Below are 15,418 nucleotides of genomic sequence, written 5' to 3' on the forward strand. Positions count from 1 at the left end.
TCTAGGTTTAGCTTGTTTTAAATTATCATTTGTAAATTAGAAGTAATCAAAAAATGATAAAAACAATAATAAAACTAAGCATGCTTGTAGTACTTGCTTACTCATTTGAGCTTTTTGCCTTTGAGTCATCACTTAATTACAACTCAGACAATATACTTATACTAGCAAGCGCCATTATAGCGCTTGCTTTGCCCTACCTGTTATTTGTAATCCACAAACTTAGACGTTCACGCCGCCAACTTCGACTTTCGGAAAAACGCCTTAAAAGTACCGTAGAAGGTAGCGGCGATACACTTTGGGACTGGAACATAAAAACAGGCGAAGTTATTCGTATTAACGATAAGTATTTAATGGACTCAACTACGTTAATGGGGTTTCCACCAAATAAAGGCCTTATCCATCCTCACGATATTAATAACGTTGAGCACTTGCTAAAAGTGCACTTTGCAGAGCAGTCTGCTTTTTTTGAAGCCACCTACCGAATCAAAGATACTTTTGGTCGTTGGCACTGGGTGCTCGATCGCGGAAAAATAATTGAAAAAGACGCCAACTTATCACCCCTTAGAATGACAGGTACCGTTCGCGATATATCACAGTTAAAATCAACTGAAGAGCGGTTAAACCTTTTTGCAAAATGTGTTGAGTCGCTTACTGACGCCTTAGCAATTTACGATAAAAACTTTAAACTGGTTGATATAAACCCTAGCTTTTTAACCTTGTTTGGTGGCGTACGCGAACAATACTTAGGAAAAGATTTTAGCCTATCTGGGTATGAGCCAAGCTACACAAACAGAATTATTGAAATAGTAAAAGAGCGCGAACATATTCAACAAGAAGTGAAGCTTCGTAATAGTGAGCGTATTTTATTACCGATTGAAATATCCATAGATGAAATTAAAAACGATCAAAATCAAATAACTAATTATGTCGTTGTATATTCAGATTTAACAGAGCGTAAAAAAGCAGAATCGCAGTTACATAACTTATCGAATCGAGATCGCACAACTAGTCTGCCTAACCGAAATTTATTTTTTACTGATTTGCAAAAGCTAGTAAAGCTCAACTCGCATCACGCCTTGCTTGTATTCGATTTAGATAACTTTAAAAAAATAAATGACTCGTTAGGACATCAGCTAGGCGACAGCTTATTAGCTAAACTAGCAATGCGCTTAAATAAACTAACCCGCGAAAATGATGTGTTTTATCGTTTAGGCGGCGATGAGTTTGCTCTGGTAATGTCTGACACTAACGACATACATGTAATTACACGCATGGCTAAACAGTTTTTAGCAGCCATTGCTACACCATTTAAAATGGCAGGCCACGAACTAGCAATCACCTCAAGTGTAGGTATTGTATTATTCCCTGAAGACGGTAATACACCTGAACTGCTTTTAAAAAATGCAGATACCGCCATGTATCATGCTAAAAAGAAAGGTAACAGCTACTTATTTTTTAACGACACGATGAACCGCCAAGCCGTTAAACGACTGCAAATTGAAAACCTCATGCGCTTTGGTTTAAAAGAAGACCATTTTGAAGTGTACTACCAACCAAAAATGAATATTCGCACAGGCAAGCTAACCGGAATGGAAGCATTAGTTCGCTTTATAACCCCTAAAAAAGGCATTATTAGCCCTGGTGTATTTATACCTATAGCTGAAGAAACAGGCCAAATAATTGAAATCGGTGAAGTGGTATTAAACAAAGCCTGCGGAGACGTAAAAGAATGGCTAGATAGCAGTTTATTTAGCGGTCGAGTAGCTGTCAATTTATCAGCAAAGCAATTTAGCCTCCCCGATTTAACCTCTCGTATTGACGTTATTTTGCAAAAAAATGAATTACCTTCTTACTTTTTAGAGCTTGAAATAACAGAAGGTACTGTAATGGATGACCCTAAAGAAGCCATTGCAATTATGCGTTCGTTAAGTGCCCGAGGTATTCATTTAGCAATGGATGATTTTGGTACTGGTTATTCATCATTAGCGTATTTAAAGCAATTTCCGCTTAATACACTTAAAGTAGATAAAGCATTTATAGATGACATGACCAACGAACGTGGCCGTAATATGGTCGACTCAATAGTCACTATTGCGCATAACCTTGATTTACATGTAGTTGCTGAAGGTGTAGAACAAGCCCATCAAATTGATATACTCAAAAAGCTTAATTGCGAAACAGTACAAGGTTATTACTATTCTAAGCCTCTATCAAAAAGTGAATTTACTGAATTTTTAAAGCAACAACAAACTAAAGCAGCCCCAAGTTTAATTAGAAAAAATAAAAATGTGGCATCGATAAATTAAGGGCGCCATATACACGCATTTATTCCTACATTTCTTACTAAAGCACGACGATAATGTAGATTAAACAAGCACCAGGCTACAGGTCCAAGTAAACCGCCTAAAATCAGCCATCGCTTAATTGGCATGCCTTTTTTAATGGTTTCTAAATACATTAAAGCTATAAATGCACTGCTTAGTAAAACTATAAACAAAGCTACCCCTTAAAGTTGCTCAAAAATACGGCGCTTATTCTAACGCTAACGTGATTAAATTTAAAGCAACAAATCCCCCGCGCGCACAAAAAAGCCGAACCTGTTAAACACAGATTCGGCTTTTAAAATTATAATTTATACCAATCTGCTTATATATGGGGTCTATTTAACGTTAAGAAAATTACGCTAGAACTAGGCAAAAGTTTTTATATCTAGTTGTTCTCGGCAATTGCTCCCTGCATTGCTCTACCTCCTGCATCCATGCAGTCGTAAATAAAAAACTTTTAACGACGTTATAGTGCAATTTAATTCGTTAAATTGATCAAAGATTTATGCAGGTTGGTATTACAAGTTACTTTTCAGCACGACCCATAAATTTGTGTTCAACAGTATTAATACGGATACGGTCACCTGTTGAAATATGCTCTGGCACAGAAATATTTAAGCCAGTAGACATACGTGCAGGTTTTGAACGAGCACTTGCAGATGCACCTTTGATAGATGGGTCTGTTTCTTCAACAACAAGTTCAACACTTGACGGTAAATCAAGTCCTACTGGCGCGCCATCAATAACAATGACGTGTACGCCTTGCGTTTCTTCATTAACAAATAAAATTTCTTCGCTAATAGCATCTTTGTTTAAGTTGTAAGGCGTGTAATCTTCATTATCCATGAACACATACTCGTCGCCATCAATGTACGATAGCATTACTTCACGGCGTGTTAAATCAGCCAGCGTTAGCATGTCACTGTCTTTGAATGTTTCGTCAACTTTACCACCGGTTACCACATCGTATAAACGCATACGGTATAAACTACCACCAGCACGACCTTGCGGCACAGAGCGCACAATATCTTTTACAACTAAAACGCGGCCATTGAAGTCAATAGCAGTACCTTTTTTAACATCACTCGCCTTTGGCATGTGTGAATTCCTATTATTTTTTTGATTGGCAGAAACATACCACGAACTGGATTTTGTTCAACTAAAATTACGTTGGTTTTACGCTACATGTTGTATTAGCTTGTAAAATTTTAATTTATACTAAAATACATATAATCAAATGTGAAAAAAACTGCTATGGTAGCTTTACCGAGTATGACTTCAAGGAATGGATCATGGACCAGAAAAAAGTACATGAGTATTTAGTTAAAAAACCACTTGTTCAGGTTACAAAACCATTTGCGCAAGAGGTTGATGTATATAAAGTGAATCATAAAATGTTTGCGACTCTTGCTATTGGCAATGACGGTCAAACTAATGATGATGGTGAGGTTATTTGGTGGCTTAACTTAAAGTGCGATCCTGATGAAGCAATATCATTGCGTGATACTTTCCCGGCAGTGATCCCTGGTTACCATATGAATAAACGCTTATGGAACACAGTAATTTTAGACGGCACAATTGCACAAGGTGAAATTGAGAGAATGATTGATAACTCATTTAATTTAGTCGTAGAAAATATGCCAGAAAAAGACCGCAAAGCTATCGCACTTCACTTGTAGCACTTTTTGGGCTAGGCTACTAGCCCATTAAAACCTTAAACCTTAAGCGTATAAATTAAATCGTCATATAACTTTTCGCCTATTGTATGCACTTTAAAAAGTGTATCGGTATGGGTTAAGCCGCACTTACTAAGCACCTTTTCAGAACCAATATTGCCACGCGTTACAACTGCTTTAAACTGCCTAATACCACATTCTTTCCAAGCCCAATCAATTACAGCTCTTAACGACTCTGTCGCGTAGCCTTTATTAAAATACTCTGGCAATAATAAATAACCAAGCTCTGCGGTTTCTCCGTCATAGGCAAAGCCTGTAACACCCACTGGTTGTTTTGTTTTATTATTAATAATGAGTAAGCACAGTGGATGGCGTGATTTAGTATTCCACTTAGGTAAGCGTATCTCAAAGCGGTTTCTTATCAGTGACTCCATTGGCATATCAAAACAATACTTAAGGACCTGAGGATCGCGATGAAGCGCTAGAAAAAGAGGCCAATCAGACTCTTCTATTTGGTACATGCTCAATCTTTGTGTAAATAATGTCATTAAGCTCCTCATTTAAATATTAAAAATCATAAAAAAACCGCATTTAAATGCGGTTTTTATAAACAGTAGAAACTTTATTCTTTTGTTTCAACCTCTTTAGTAACTTCAGGCTCAGTGACACTTTGCTCTTGTGGCTCAGTGCTTTGTACTTCAGGAACTACAACCTCAACAGTTGCTGCATTATAAAAGGTAGTACCAGAGCTTGCCATTGTTACCAGTGACTCACATGGAGCAAAGTTAGCATCGCTGTTAGCTAATGTAGACATATCAGAGCTTATTTTACTTGCACCTAATTTATCCATATAGCTAAACGGGCCACCTAAAAATGGTGGGAAACCAATACCAAATATTGCACCAATGTCGCCATCACGAGGGCTTGCAATAATGCCATCATCTAAACAGCGTACTGCTTCGTTAAGCATTTTCGATACACATCGCTTAGCAATTTCGCTTTTGTTTAAACGTGGAGCTGGGGTAACACCCAACAGTTCGTAAACTGACTCATCAACCTTTTTGCCTTTTTTGTCGTATTCATAAAAACCACGACCCGACTTACGGCCAAGGCGTTTTGAATCAATCATACGCATAAATGCATCAGGGCCTTTAAAACGCTCACCTAATTCTTTTTCAAGAATTGGAGCAATTTTAGAGCCAATATCAATCCCTACTTCATCAAGTAGAGCCAGCGGTCCTACCGGAAAGCCAAACTCAACAAGCGCTGCATCAATCTTTTCAATTGGCTCACCCGCAAGCATTAAATTAGCAGCTTCATTTAAGTAAGGCGCTAAAATACGGTTTACGTAAAAACCGGCCATGTCTTTTACAACAATTGGCGTTTTACCTTGCTTACGTGCAAAGTTAACAACGCGAGCAATGGTCTCTTTAGATGTACCTTCGTGTGGAATAATTTCCACTAATGGCATTTTTTCTACTGGTGAAAAGTAATGTAAGCCAATTACATTTTCAGGACGAGCTGCCTGCGCTGCAATTTGCGAAATTGGTAATGATGACGTGTTACTAGCAAAAATTGTATTTTCTTGGCATTGCTGCTCTACGTCTGCAACCATACCTTGCTTAAGCGCAAGATCTTCAAACACCGCTTCTATTACTAAATCAATGTGTTTAAAGCCGCTGTAGTCTGTTGTACCTGTAATACGGTTCATTGTTAACTGCATATCAGCTTTAGACATAATACGGCGCTTAAGGCGCTTGTCTAAAATTTTGTAGGTGTAGCTCATTGCATTACTAATGCCCTGCTCTGCTACATCTTTAATACGTACCGGTACTTTAGCTTTAACAGCACTTACATGCGCAATACCTGCGCCCATTAGTCCACCACCTAAAACAGCAGTTTTGCTAATTGCGGGTGCGTCATCATTGCGCCACTCTTTTTTCATTTCAGTGGTTGCAAAGAAAATACCGCGAAGCGCTTTCGATTCATCACTCATTACAAGTGTTGCAAAGCTTTCAGCTTCTGTTTTATACGCTTTTAGCTCATCAAGCTCTACACTAGCACGCACAGCCTTAATAATAGCGAGTGGTGCTGGGTAGTGCCCGCCCGTTTTTTTAAGTACGTTTTCTTTAGCTTTTTTAAAGATAAAGTTACGACCAAACGGGTTTGACTCTAGTAATTTACTAATATTGTCGAGCTTTGGCTCTTTTGCTTGTGGCTTTTTCTTAGTCGCAAATTCTTTTGCAACTTTTAACAGCACACTGTGCGGTACGCAATCATCAAGCACGCCTGCTTTTTTAGCTTGCTTAGGGCGAATTTGTTTACCTGTTAGCATCCACTCTAGTGCTTTTTGAATACCAACAATTTTAGTTAAACGCTGCGTGCCGCCGCCACCTGGTAGTAAACCAAGTTGCACTTCTGGTAAGCCAATTTTTGTTAAATCGCTGTCGGTACCAACACGGTAGTCACACGCTAAAGCAAACTCTAAACCACCACCTAATGCAGCGCCATGAATCGCACTTACTGTAGTGTATGGCAGTTTTGTCATATCAAAAAATGCTTGATGACATAGTTCGCTAATAGCTAAAGCATCATCACGCTTTTGAACGCTATCGAGCATTTTTACATCGGCGCCCGCGATAAAGTTATCGCTTTTTCCGCTTATAAATACCATGCCTTTTACATTTTGCGACTTAGCGTCTTCTAATAATGCTTTTAAGTCATCGGCAAAACTACTGCGCAGGGTATTCATTTTCTCCCCTGGCACATCAATCGTTACTACGGCAATTTTGTTTTCATCTACCGCTAAATTAAATACTGAATCAGTCATTACGCGCTCTCCAATACAAAGGCTGCACCTAAACCACCAGCAGCACACGCTGTTGTTAATGCCAAACCGCCACCACGACGTTTAAGCTCGTGTAAGCTTTGCGTAATTAAGCGTGCACCTGTTGCTGCAAATGGGTGACCATATGCTAAAGAGCCGCCGTTAACGTTAAACTTATCCATGTTAATTTCGCCAATTGCTTTGCTGCGACCTAAATGCTCTTGTGCAAATTTGTCTGAGGCAAACATTTTCATATTGGCAAGTGTTTGCGATGCAAACGCTTCGTGCATTTCAATTAAATCTAAATCAGCAAGCGTAATACCCGCTCTATCTAGTGCAATAGGCGTTGAATGAGCTGGGCCCATTAACATGTCTTTTTCTACGCCAATTGCCGAAAATGCAAAGCTACGTACGTAACCTAGTATTTCATAGCCAAGTGCTTTTGCTTTGCTTTCGCTCATCATAAGTACGGCCGCTGCACCATCAGTTAATGGTGTTGCATTTGCGGCGGTAACAGTACCGTGCTGACGGTCAAAAACAGGTTTAAGCTTGGCGTAGCCTTCAACCGTTGAGTTTTTACGAATGTTGTTGTCTTCTGAAATAAAGCTTTTATATGGCGGTAAATGCGCCGTCATTACTTCATCTTTTAACTTTCCATCAGCCCATGCTTGCGTTGCAAGTGAGTGAGAACGATGCGCTAACGCATCTTGATCTTCACGGCTAATATTATGTGTTTTAGCCATTTGCTCAGCAGTTTGCCCCATTGAAAGGCCTGTTGAGTACTCTGCAACTGCAGGAGGCACTGGTAATAAGTCTTTTAAACGCAGTTTTGAAAATATTTTTAAACGTTGACCAAGCGTACGCGCTTTATTTAAATCAACTAAGCTGCCTGCTAGCTTTTTACTAACACCAATTGGTAGTACTGATGACGAGTCTGCGCCGCCTGCAATACCTACACTTACAGATCCCGCCATAATAGACTCAGCTACATTAGCAATAGCCTGAAAGCTGGTAGCACATGCGCGCGATACAGAATATGCATCAACCGATACCGGCATACCTGTGCCCAATACAATTTCACGTGCAATATTTGGCGCTTCTGGCATTTGTACTACTTGACCAAATACAAGTTGATCAATTTCTGACTTATTGAAATTTAATCGTTCAAGCATTTCGTTAACCACCAATTTACCCATATCAAGTGCTGGTACATGGTGAAACGCTGTTGCTTGTTTTGCAAAAGGTGTACGTAAGCCGCTAACGATGGCAATACGGTCGCCCTTTGGTGTTTTTAGTATGTTTTGCTCAGACATTTATGCTCTCCCGCTGACAGGTCTGACCTGTTTGTTTTCCTCGATTCTAAACAACCCGTGCCCTAAAGCCAATAGATAAACACAAATTTATATAAACAGTGTTTAATTACGACTATCACAATAGGCTTTTTTAGACGCATTTACAAAGTTTTGTGGTACGCTAAAATTCGTTAAAAAATAACGAACTATTTTAAAAAATACAGTCTAACTCTTGAGTTACCCAATTATAAACCTTATAAATAGGTCAGTATTTATCACCTAACACTATTAGGTACAAACCCAGCTGACGAGGACAGTCCACTTATTATGGCAGCTAACGCATTTTCACAATTAAAAACGTACTTAGATACACAAATCATTGGCCAGCCAGAGCTTACACAAGCGCTACTTATTGCTATTTTAGCTGATGGTCACTTATTAGTAGAAGGCCCTCCTGGGCTTGCAAAAACACGTGCAGTTAATGCACTTGCTAAAGGCATTGAAGGCTCATTTCAGCGCGTACAGTTTACGCCAGATTTATTACCAGCTGATGTAACAGGTACCGATATTTACCGCCAACAAACTAGCGAGTTTGTATTTGAAAAAGGCCCTCTTTTTCACAACCTAATTTTAGCTGACGAAATTAACCGCGCACCAGCCAAAGTACAATCAGCACTATTAGAAGCCATGGCAGAGCGACAAGTTACCGTGGGTAAAAATACCTATCCGCTTAGCGAACTGTTCTTAGTTATGGCAACACAAAACCCGCTAGAGCAAGAAGGGACTTACCCGCTACCAGAAGCCCAGCTGGATCGCTTTTTACTACACCTAAGTATTGGCTACCCTGGCGCAGAGCATGAGCTTGATATACTGCGTTTAACACGCGGCGAAGCGCTTAATGAACAACAACCAGTATTGCAAAAAATTAGTCAAAGCGATTTATTTTCAGCGCGTAAAGAAATATTAGGCCTTTATTTAGCAGAGCCGCTTGAGCAATATTTAGTACAGCTTATTATTGCCACCCGTGAAGGCGCTAAATTAGACGCGCAACTAGGTAGCTGGATTGAGTTTGGTGCAAGTCCGCGTGCAACAATAGCACTTGATAAATGTGCTCGTGCTCATGCATGGCTTCAAGGCCGTGACTTTGTAGCACCTGATGACATTCAAGCTGTTGTGCATAACGTACTGCGTCATCGCATTATTTTAAGTTACGAAGCCCAAGCCGATGGCATTACTAAAGATCAAGTAATAAGCCGTATAGTTGAACTTGTAGCCGTACCATAAGTTATGCAAAAACAATTAGAAACCCAAGCATGGCTCAAACAGAGCCATAGCCACGGTGTTAATTTAGCACTCAAAGAGCTGATGTATTACAAAGCCAAAGCGCAATTGCTTGAACTTGCCCCTAAGGTAAAAATAAAAAATACCTTAACAGGGCAATACCTTGCACCGCACAAAGGCCGAGGAATGGAATTTGCCGAAGTGCGACATTATCAGCAAGGTGACGATATTCGCTCTATTGATTGGCGAGTTACTGCGCGTACCGGCGAGACTCACACAAAGCTCTTTCAAGAAGAAAAAGAGCGCCCTGTGTTTGTGTTCACTGATTTTTCAAACTCAATGCTGTTTGGCTCAAAGTTACTGTTAAAGTCGGTGCAAGCTGCGCATATAAGCGCCCTTGTTGCATGGTCGGCGTGTCAGCGCGGCGATAGAATTGGCGGTATTGTGTTTAATCAGCACTCGCATTTAGAGCTAAAACCCAGCGCCCGTGAAAAAGCAGTCCTTAAGCTTTGTCATAATTTATGCGACAACCACCAGCAAGCGCTCAACAATATTGATAAAACAGCCCCTAACAACTTTAGCGATAACCTAAAGCGCCTTAATCATTTAGCAAAACCAGGTAGCTTAGTGTATTTAGTGTCTGATTTTAATGCTCTGGATGATGCCAGCTTTAAGCAACTTGAAATATTAAGCCGCCACTGCGAGCTCATTGGTTGCCACATAAGCGATCCGTTTGAGCATCAGTTACCTGCGTTTAAGCAAGCCGTTACTGTTAATGCAAATGGTCAAGATTTTGCCCTACCATTAATGGATAACAGCTTTAGAGAACGTTTTGCTAAAAATGCTGAGCAAGCATTTAGCGCACGCTTTAATCGCCTAACTAAATCGGGTCTTAATTTAATATCATTCAATGCAGCAACACCCCTTGAGCTGCAATTAGTGAGAAAATAACCATGCAAACCAATCCACTCGATGGCCTGCACGATATAATAGCGCCAAGCCAAGTTAATTGGTGGCCACTCGCCCCTGCTTGGTGGGTTATTATTGCACTGCTGTTTTTAGTACTGTGCGCAGCTATTTATATATTTTATAAAAAACATAAATTTAAAAAGCCTAAACGCTTCGCAATACAATTGAGCCAAAGTGAGCAAAACCCTCAGCAACTGCATATTATTTTAAAACGTTTAGTGATTGAATATTACGACAAGCGACTTGCTGCGCAATCTACCTCTAAATGGTGCACAACACTTAATACACTCACCGGTTTAAGCTTTACAGAACAAGAAATACTAAGCTTGTATAACCCCAACCAAAAAGATATAACACTGTGCGAAAAATTTCGCCAAGGTATTAAGCAATTTAAAATAAAGGAGTCAGTAAATGTTTGAATTTAGCTGGCCATGGTTATTTTTATTACTACCCTTGCCTTTGTTACTTTTACTATTAAAACCCGCTGCAAGTAATGCCAGTACGCGTTTACGTATACCCAGTTTTGCAAAGCACAATTTAACCAGCCAAAGCATTGAGCCACACGCACGACGTTTAAATCCCCTCGAATGGATAATTTGGTTATTACTTGTTACTGCCGCTGCTAATCCAACATGGTTAGATGAGCCAATCTCATTACCAAATGAAGGACGCGATATAATGTTAGCAGTCGATTTATCAGGCTCGATGACCGAACAAGACATGGCTTATAATGGCCAATATGTTGACCGCCTTACCATGGTAAAAGCCGTACTCAGTGATTTTATAGAACAGCGCCAAGGCGACAGGCTTGGGCTGATATTATTTGGCGACACCGCGTTTTTACAAACCCCCCTTACGCGCGACGTTAAAACAGTAAGTAAAATGCTCAGCGAAGCGCAAATTGGTTTAGTGGGGCGCGCAACAGCCATTGGTGATGCATTGGGTCTTTCGGTAAAACGCTTTGCCAATAAAGATGAAAGTAACCGAATTGTGGTGCTGTTAACCGACGGACAGAATACCGCTGGTAATTTAAACCCAGAAGATGCCCTACTGCTAGCTCGCGAAGAAGGTATTAAAGTGTACACCATTGGTGTTGGCTCAGATAATCCGCGCGGCTTTAGTCTCTTTAATGTGGGTGGCTCTAGTGGCAGTAATTTAGATGAAAGCTTACTTAAAAAGATTGCCGAGCAAACTGGCGGGTTATACTTTAGAGCCAAAGATGTAGCTGGCCTTCAACAAATTTACGCAGAGCTTGATAAGCTTGAACCTATTAGCGCTGACGAACAAACATTTCGCCCACAAAGCTCATTATTTTACTACCCATTACTTATCGCTATTTTACTGATTAGCTCAAAAGTAATGCTTAGTACACTGCGTGCATTAAAGGAGCCTAACTAATGGATTTTGAATTTATTCGCCCCGCTCTTTTATGGTTACTCATACCTGCTGTGGCATTATTTTTTGTTGCCTTAATTAAGCATAAAAAAACGACTAGTGAGCAGCTAATTGCACCTCATTTAGCACAATTTATAATGAGCGAAGCAAATACTAAAGCCAGCCAGCCACTTTGGTTAGTTGCTTTGTTTTGCAGCCTTGGCATTTTATTTAGTGCAGGGCCTAGTTTTGAGAAAAAACAAGTTCCTGTATTTCAAAGTAAAAGTGCCCGTGTAATTGTTATGGATATGTCGTACTCAATGTACAGCACCGATATTTTGCCAAATCGTTTAATGCAATCACGCTTTAAAGCGCTTGATATGATTGAGCTATTTAAAGAAGGCGATACCGCGCTTGTTGCTTACGCAGGCACGGCCTATGTAATTTCACCACTAACAAACGATGCCACAACACTCAGTAATTTAATTCCAAGCTTAAGCCCTGAAATAATGCCAGACAAAGGCTCAAACGTTTTAGCGGGTCTTGATATGGCCAAAGAGCTATTAACGCAAGCGGGTTATATTGATGGCGACATTATTTTAGTGACCGACGGTATTGACCAACAAGAACAAAGCGACGTGAGTAACTTTACCAGTAACACCCAATATAGATTAAATATATACGGTGTAGGTACCGCTCAAGGCGCACCAATTAAGTTACCTGAAGGCGGCTTTTTGAAAGACAGATACGGCCAAATCGTAGTACCTACAATTAATGCCTCTCAGCTTAAAAATTTAGCATCAAGCAGCGGTGGTAAATTTGCTAGTTACCAACCTAGCAATAACGACATAAATACGTTTGCCCCAAATGCGCAGAGTGAATTATTGAAAGACGAAAAACAAAGCCATGCGCTTTGGCGAATAGATGCAGGTATTTACGGACTCTTGTTATTACTGCCATTTGGTTTGTATTTATTTAGACGCGCTGCCTTGCTAGGCGCATTTTTAGCTTTTGGTTTTTTACCGCAGCAAAATGCGTATGCCGTAGAGCTCCCTACTCTTTTGCAAAATGCAGATCAACGTGCATTAGAGGCTTACAATAATAAAGAATACGATGCAGCAACACAGGCGCAATCGAGTGAGTTAAAAGGCGCGGCGCTTTACCAGCAAGGTAATTTTGATGCTGCACTTAATGAGTTTAGTAATGATAAGTCGGCTACCGGTTTATACAACTACGGTAATGCCCTTGCCAAAGCTGGTAAACTTGAGGACGCAATTGAGGCGTACAAACAAGCCCAAACCTTACAAGATGACTTTACGCAAGCAGCCGATAACCAAGCCTTAGTTGAGCAATTACTAAATCAACAAGAGCAACAAAACCAGCAAGATCAGCAAAGCGACGGCGACGACTCTCAAGACCAAGATGATAGTCAGAAAAAAGATGAGCAGAACCAAGGGCAAAATTCTGATGAGTCAAAACAGGATCAGCAACAAAATGGTGATAAAAGCGATTCTGAAAAAGGCGAAAACGAAAGTCAAAGCTCGAGCGATGAAAAATCAGATAAAGAGTCTGAACAATCAAAAGATCAACAAGGTGAGCCTGGCGAGCAATCAGATAAGCAAAATGAACCTGATATGCAAGCCCAGCCACAAAGCGAACAAGGGCAAAATAAAGACGCTGACCAGCCTAAAGAGGATGAGCAGCAACAAAGTAAGCCACAAGCAATAAGTGAGCAACCTGCCACTGATGAGCAAAAACAAAATGCTCAGCAACAAGCGATGCAAGCCCAAGCAAGTGAGCTCACTAATGAAGAAAAAGAAAAAGCACAACAGCTTAATCAACTACTTAGAAAAGTCCCGGACGATCCGGCTATTTTGTTACGGAATAAAATGCAATTAGAAGCCCAAAAAAGACAATACAAACGTCGCCCTACAGGAGTCGAAAAATCATGGTAATGCGATTATTTTGCTGTTTATTGCTATTAAGTGCGATGCCTTCGTGGGCTGCCACCAAATTAGAAGCCAGCGTAGATAAAAACCCTGTATTAGCGGGTGAATTTTTTATGCTTAATATATCGGTAGACGATACAGTTAAAGGCGAGCAACCAGACACCTCATCGCTGTTAAAAGACTTTGTTGTAGGCCCGACGAGCTTAAGCTCTCGTACCAACATTATTAATGGCAGCATTAATAAACAAACTACGTGGTCAGTTAAACTAATGACCCGTACAGAGGGTGATTACACGATTCCGGCATTTAGCGTTGCAGGGTTAACCTCACAACCTATTAAGTTAAAAGTGGCAAAACGCTCAGTTGATGCAGACAAAAATAACGAAATATTTTTAAAAACGTCACTCTCGAGTAATTCATTATTTGTGCAAGAAGCCGGTGTTTACACTGTTAAGCTCTACCTTGCCAAAGAACTGCTTGATGGCAGCTTAAGCACACCAAGTATGGAAGATGCTCAGCTAACCCAATTAGGTAAACAAACTGAGAGTTATGAGCTAGTTGATGGCAAACGCTACCTTGTTATTACTCGTGAGTATTTAATTCAGCCACAAAAAAGTGGTGCCTACACGATTGCAGGCCCCGCTTTTCAAGGGCGAGTACAGCAAAATTACCGCCAACTGGAGGTATCTGCTCTTGGCGATGATCAGCAAGTAGAAATAAAACCAATCCCGAGTGACTATAAAGGCGCATGGTTACCAAGCGAATTGGTTAACCTTGATGAAGAATGGCAACCTAACGACAACACAGTAGAAGTAGGTACGCCTATAACACGTACTATTACGCTTACCGCGCTTGGAGTTACCAAAGAGCAATTACCTGAAATCTCTATGCCTACTATTGATGGCATACGCAGCTATCCTGATAAAAAAGAAAATAACAATGCAGTGCGAGACGGACGCGTTGTGTCGCAGCAAACGGCATCATATGCCTTACTGCCGCAAAAACCAGGTACTTATACTTTGCCTGAAATAAAGCTGCCTTGGTTTAATACCAAAATGAACCGTATTAGCGTAGCCACATTACCAAAGCGTACTATTACAGTAACGCCAAGTACTACCGCGCCTAATACAGCCATAGCAAACCCACAACCCAGCACAAATAATTCACCTACTCTTGAAAATATTTCGAATCAAGCAACTGGCACACAACCTATTGAAACTAAAAGTGATACTCCTCTTTGGTTAATAGTTGTTGCCGCTTTAGGGTATATTTTATGGATTGGTACTGTAATTTTTTACTTAATAAGCCGTTCTACTAGAGATACGACTGAAAAATTACAGCTAAACACCCGTGGTACTTCTCAGCCAAGCTTAAATGAGCTTAAAGCATTAGCCAAAACACACGATGTGAAAGCCTTTTACACCGCATTAAATAACTTTTCTGTAAAGGTGACCCATAAAAATGTTGGCGCGATTGATGAGCTCTGCATCCGCGTAAACAGCAGCGAGCTTAATGGTCTCATTAGCCAATTGCAGGCACAACTTTACAGTAATAAAGGCGCAAACACGGATCTTAATGCTATTATTAAAATTCTTGAGAACTATCAAACTCAGGCATCAAAGTCGCAACAAGCTGTATTAAAAGACCTTTATGATTAATAACTACGAACCTTAGGTCTTTTTTTGCAATAACTAATAATTTTTAATTAAAAAAGTGCTTATGCTTG

The 15,418-nt window shown here is 40.2% G+C and carries 13 protein-coding genes; 8 read left to right on the forward strand and 5 right to left on the reverse strand.

Annotated elements, in window-relative coordinates; all coding sequences use genetic code 11:
* Window positions 1–53 precede the first annotated feature (53 nt).
* Window positions 54–2,306, forward strand: a complete 2,253-nt coding sequence (locus FFU37_RS10290; protein WP_138489422.1) for a sensor domain-containing protein — start codon at window positions 54–56, stop codon at window positions 2,304–2,306.
* Here FFU37_RS10290 and FFU37_RS10295 read toward each other — a convergent pair.
* Both FFU37_RS10295 and efpL read right to left on the reverse strand, forming a co-directional pair.
* Window positions 2,303–2,497: a hypothetical protein gene (locus FFU37_RS10295; protein WP_024604473.1), complete on the reverse strand. Its 195-nt coding sequence runs from the start codon at window positions 2,495–2,497 to the stop codon at window positions 2,303–2,305. The genes FFU37_RS10290 and FFU37_RS10295 overlap by 4 nt on opposite strands.
* A 352-nt stretch (window positions 2,498–2,849) precedes the next feature.
* Window positions 2,850–3,422 (reverse strand): elongation factor P-like protein EfpL, encoded by a 573-nt coding sequence (gene efpL, locus FFU37_RS10300; RefSeq protein WP_002962153.1) that lies wholly within the window; start codon window positions 3,420–3,422, stop codon window positions 2,850–2,852.
* A 194-nt stretch (window positions 3,423–3,616) separates the two neighbouring features.
* Between efpL and FFU37_RS10305 the strand changes: the two genes are divergently transcribed.
* On the forward strand, window positions 3,617–4,003 hold the full coding sequence (locus FFU37_RS10305) for an MmcQ/YjbR family DNA-binding protein (RefSeq protein ID WP_039489238.1): 387 nt from the start codon (window positions 3,617–3,619) through the stop codon (window positions 4,001–4,003).
* A gap of 35 nt (window positions 4,004–4,038) precedes the next feature.
* Here the strand turns inward: FFU37_RS10305 and FFU37_RS10310 are convergent, their stop codons facing one another.
* From FFU37_RS10310 to fadI, 3 genes are all read right to left on the reverse strand, one after another.
* Window positions 4,039–4,548 (reverse strand): GNAT family N-acetyltransferase, encoded by a 510-nt coding sequence (locus tag FFU37_RS10310; protein WP_002962149.1) that lies wholly within the window; start codon window positions 4,546–4,548, stop codon window positions 4,039–4,041.
* A 74-nt stretch (window positions 4,549–4,622) separates the two neighbouring features.
* A complete protein-coding gene (fadJ, locus tag FFU37_RS10315) occupies window positions 4,623–6,830 on the reverse strand; it encodes a fatty acid oxidation complex subunit alpha FadJ (protein WP_138489423.1) in 2,208 nt (735 codons plus the stop codon).
* On the reverse strand, window positions 6,830–8,140 hold the full coding sequence (gene fadI, locus FFU37_RS10320; protein WP_004335629.1) for an acetyl-CoA C-acyltransferase FadI: 1,311 nt from the start codon (window positions 8,138–8,140) through the stop codon (window positions 6,830–6,832). The genes fadJ and fadI overlap by 1 nt, the downstream gene beginning before the upstream one ends.
* Window positions 8,141–8,446: 306 nt before the next feature.
* Between fadI and FFU37_RS10325 the strand changes: the two genes are divergently transcribed.
* From FFU37_RS10325 to FFU37_RS10350, 6 genes are read left to right on the forward strand one after another with little or no spacing between them, the layout of a single operon-like run.
* Window positions 8,447–9,403: an AAA family ATPase gene (locus FFU37_RS10325; RefSeq protein ID WP_138489424.1), complete on the forward strand. Its 957-nt coding sequence runs from the start codon at window positions 8,447–8,449 to the stop codon at window positions 9,401–9,403.
* 3 nt (window positions 9,404–9,406) lie between these two features.
* Complete coding sequence (locus tag FFU37_RS10330; RefSeq protein ID WP_007377763.1) at window positions 9,407–10,351, forward strand: DUF58 domain-containing protein; 945 nt, start codon at window positions 9,407–9,409, stop codon at window positions 10,349–10,351.
* 2 nt (window positions 10,352–10,353) lie between these two features.
* Window positions 10,354–10,788 (forward strand): DUF4381 domain-containing protein, encoded by a 435-nt coding sequence (locus FFU37_RS10335; protein ID WP_138489425.1) that lies wholly within the window; start codon window positions 10,354–10,356, stop codon window positions 10,786–10,788.
* Window positions 10,781–11,767, forward strand: a complete 987-nt coding sequence (locus tag FFU37_RS10340) for a vWA domain-containing protein (protein ID WP_138489426.1) — start codon at window positions 10,781–10,783, stop codon at window positions 11,765–11,767. Before FFU37_RS10335 ends, FFU37_RS10340 begins: the two co-directional genes overlap by 8 nt.
* Window positions 11,767–13,698: a VWA domain-containing protein gene (locus tag FFU37_RS10345; RefSeq protein WP_138489427.1), complete on the forward strand. Its 1,932-nt coding sequence runs from the start codon at window positions 11,767–11,769 to the stop codon at window positions 13,696–13,698. Before FFU37_RS10340 ends, FFU37_RS10345 begins: the two co-directional genes overlap by 1 nt.
* Complete coding sequence (locus FFU37_RS10350) at window positions 13,692–15,350, forward strand: BatD family protein (RefSeq protein WP_138489428.1); 1,659 nt, start codon at window positions 13,692–13,694, stop codon at window positions 15,348–15,350. Before FFU37_RS10345 ends, FFU37_RS10350 begins: the two co-directional genes overlap by 7 nt.
* The last annotated feature ends 68 nt before the right edge of the window (window positions 15,351–15,418 follow it).

Source organism: Pseudoalteromonas distincta (genome assembly GCF_005877035.1).
GTDB lineage: Bacteria > Pseudomonadota > Gammaproteobacteria > Enterobacterales > Alteromonadaceae > Pseudoalteromonas > Pseudoalteromonas distincta.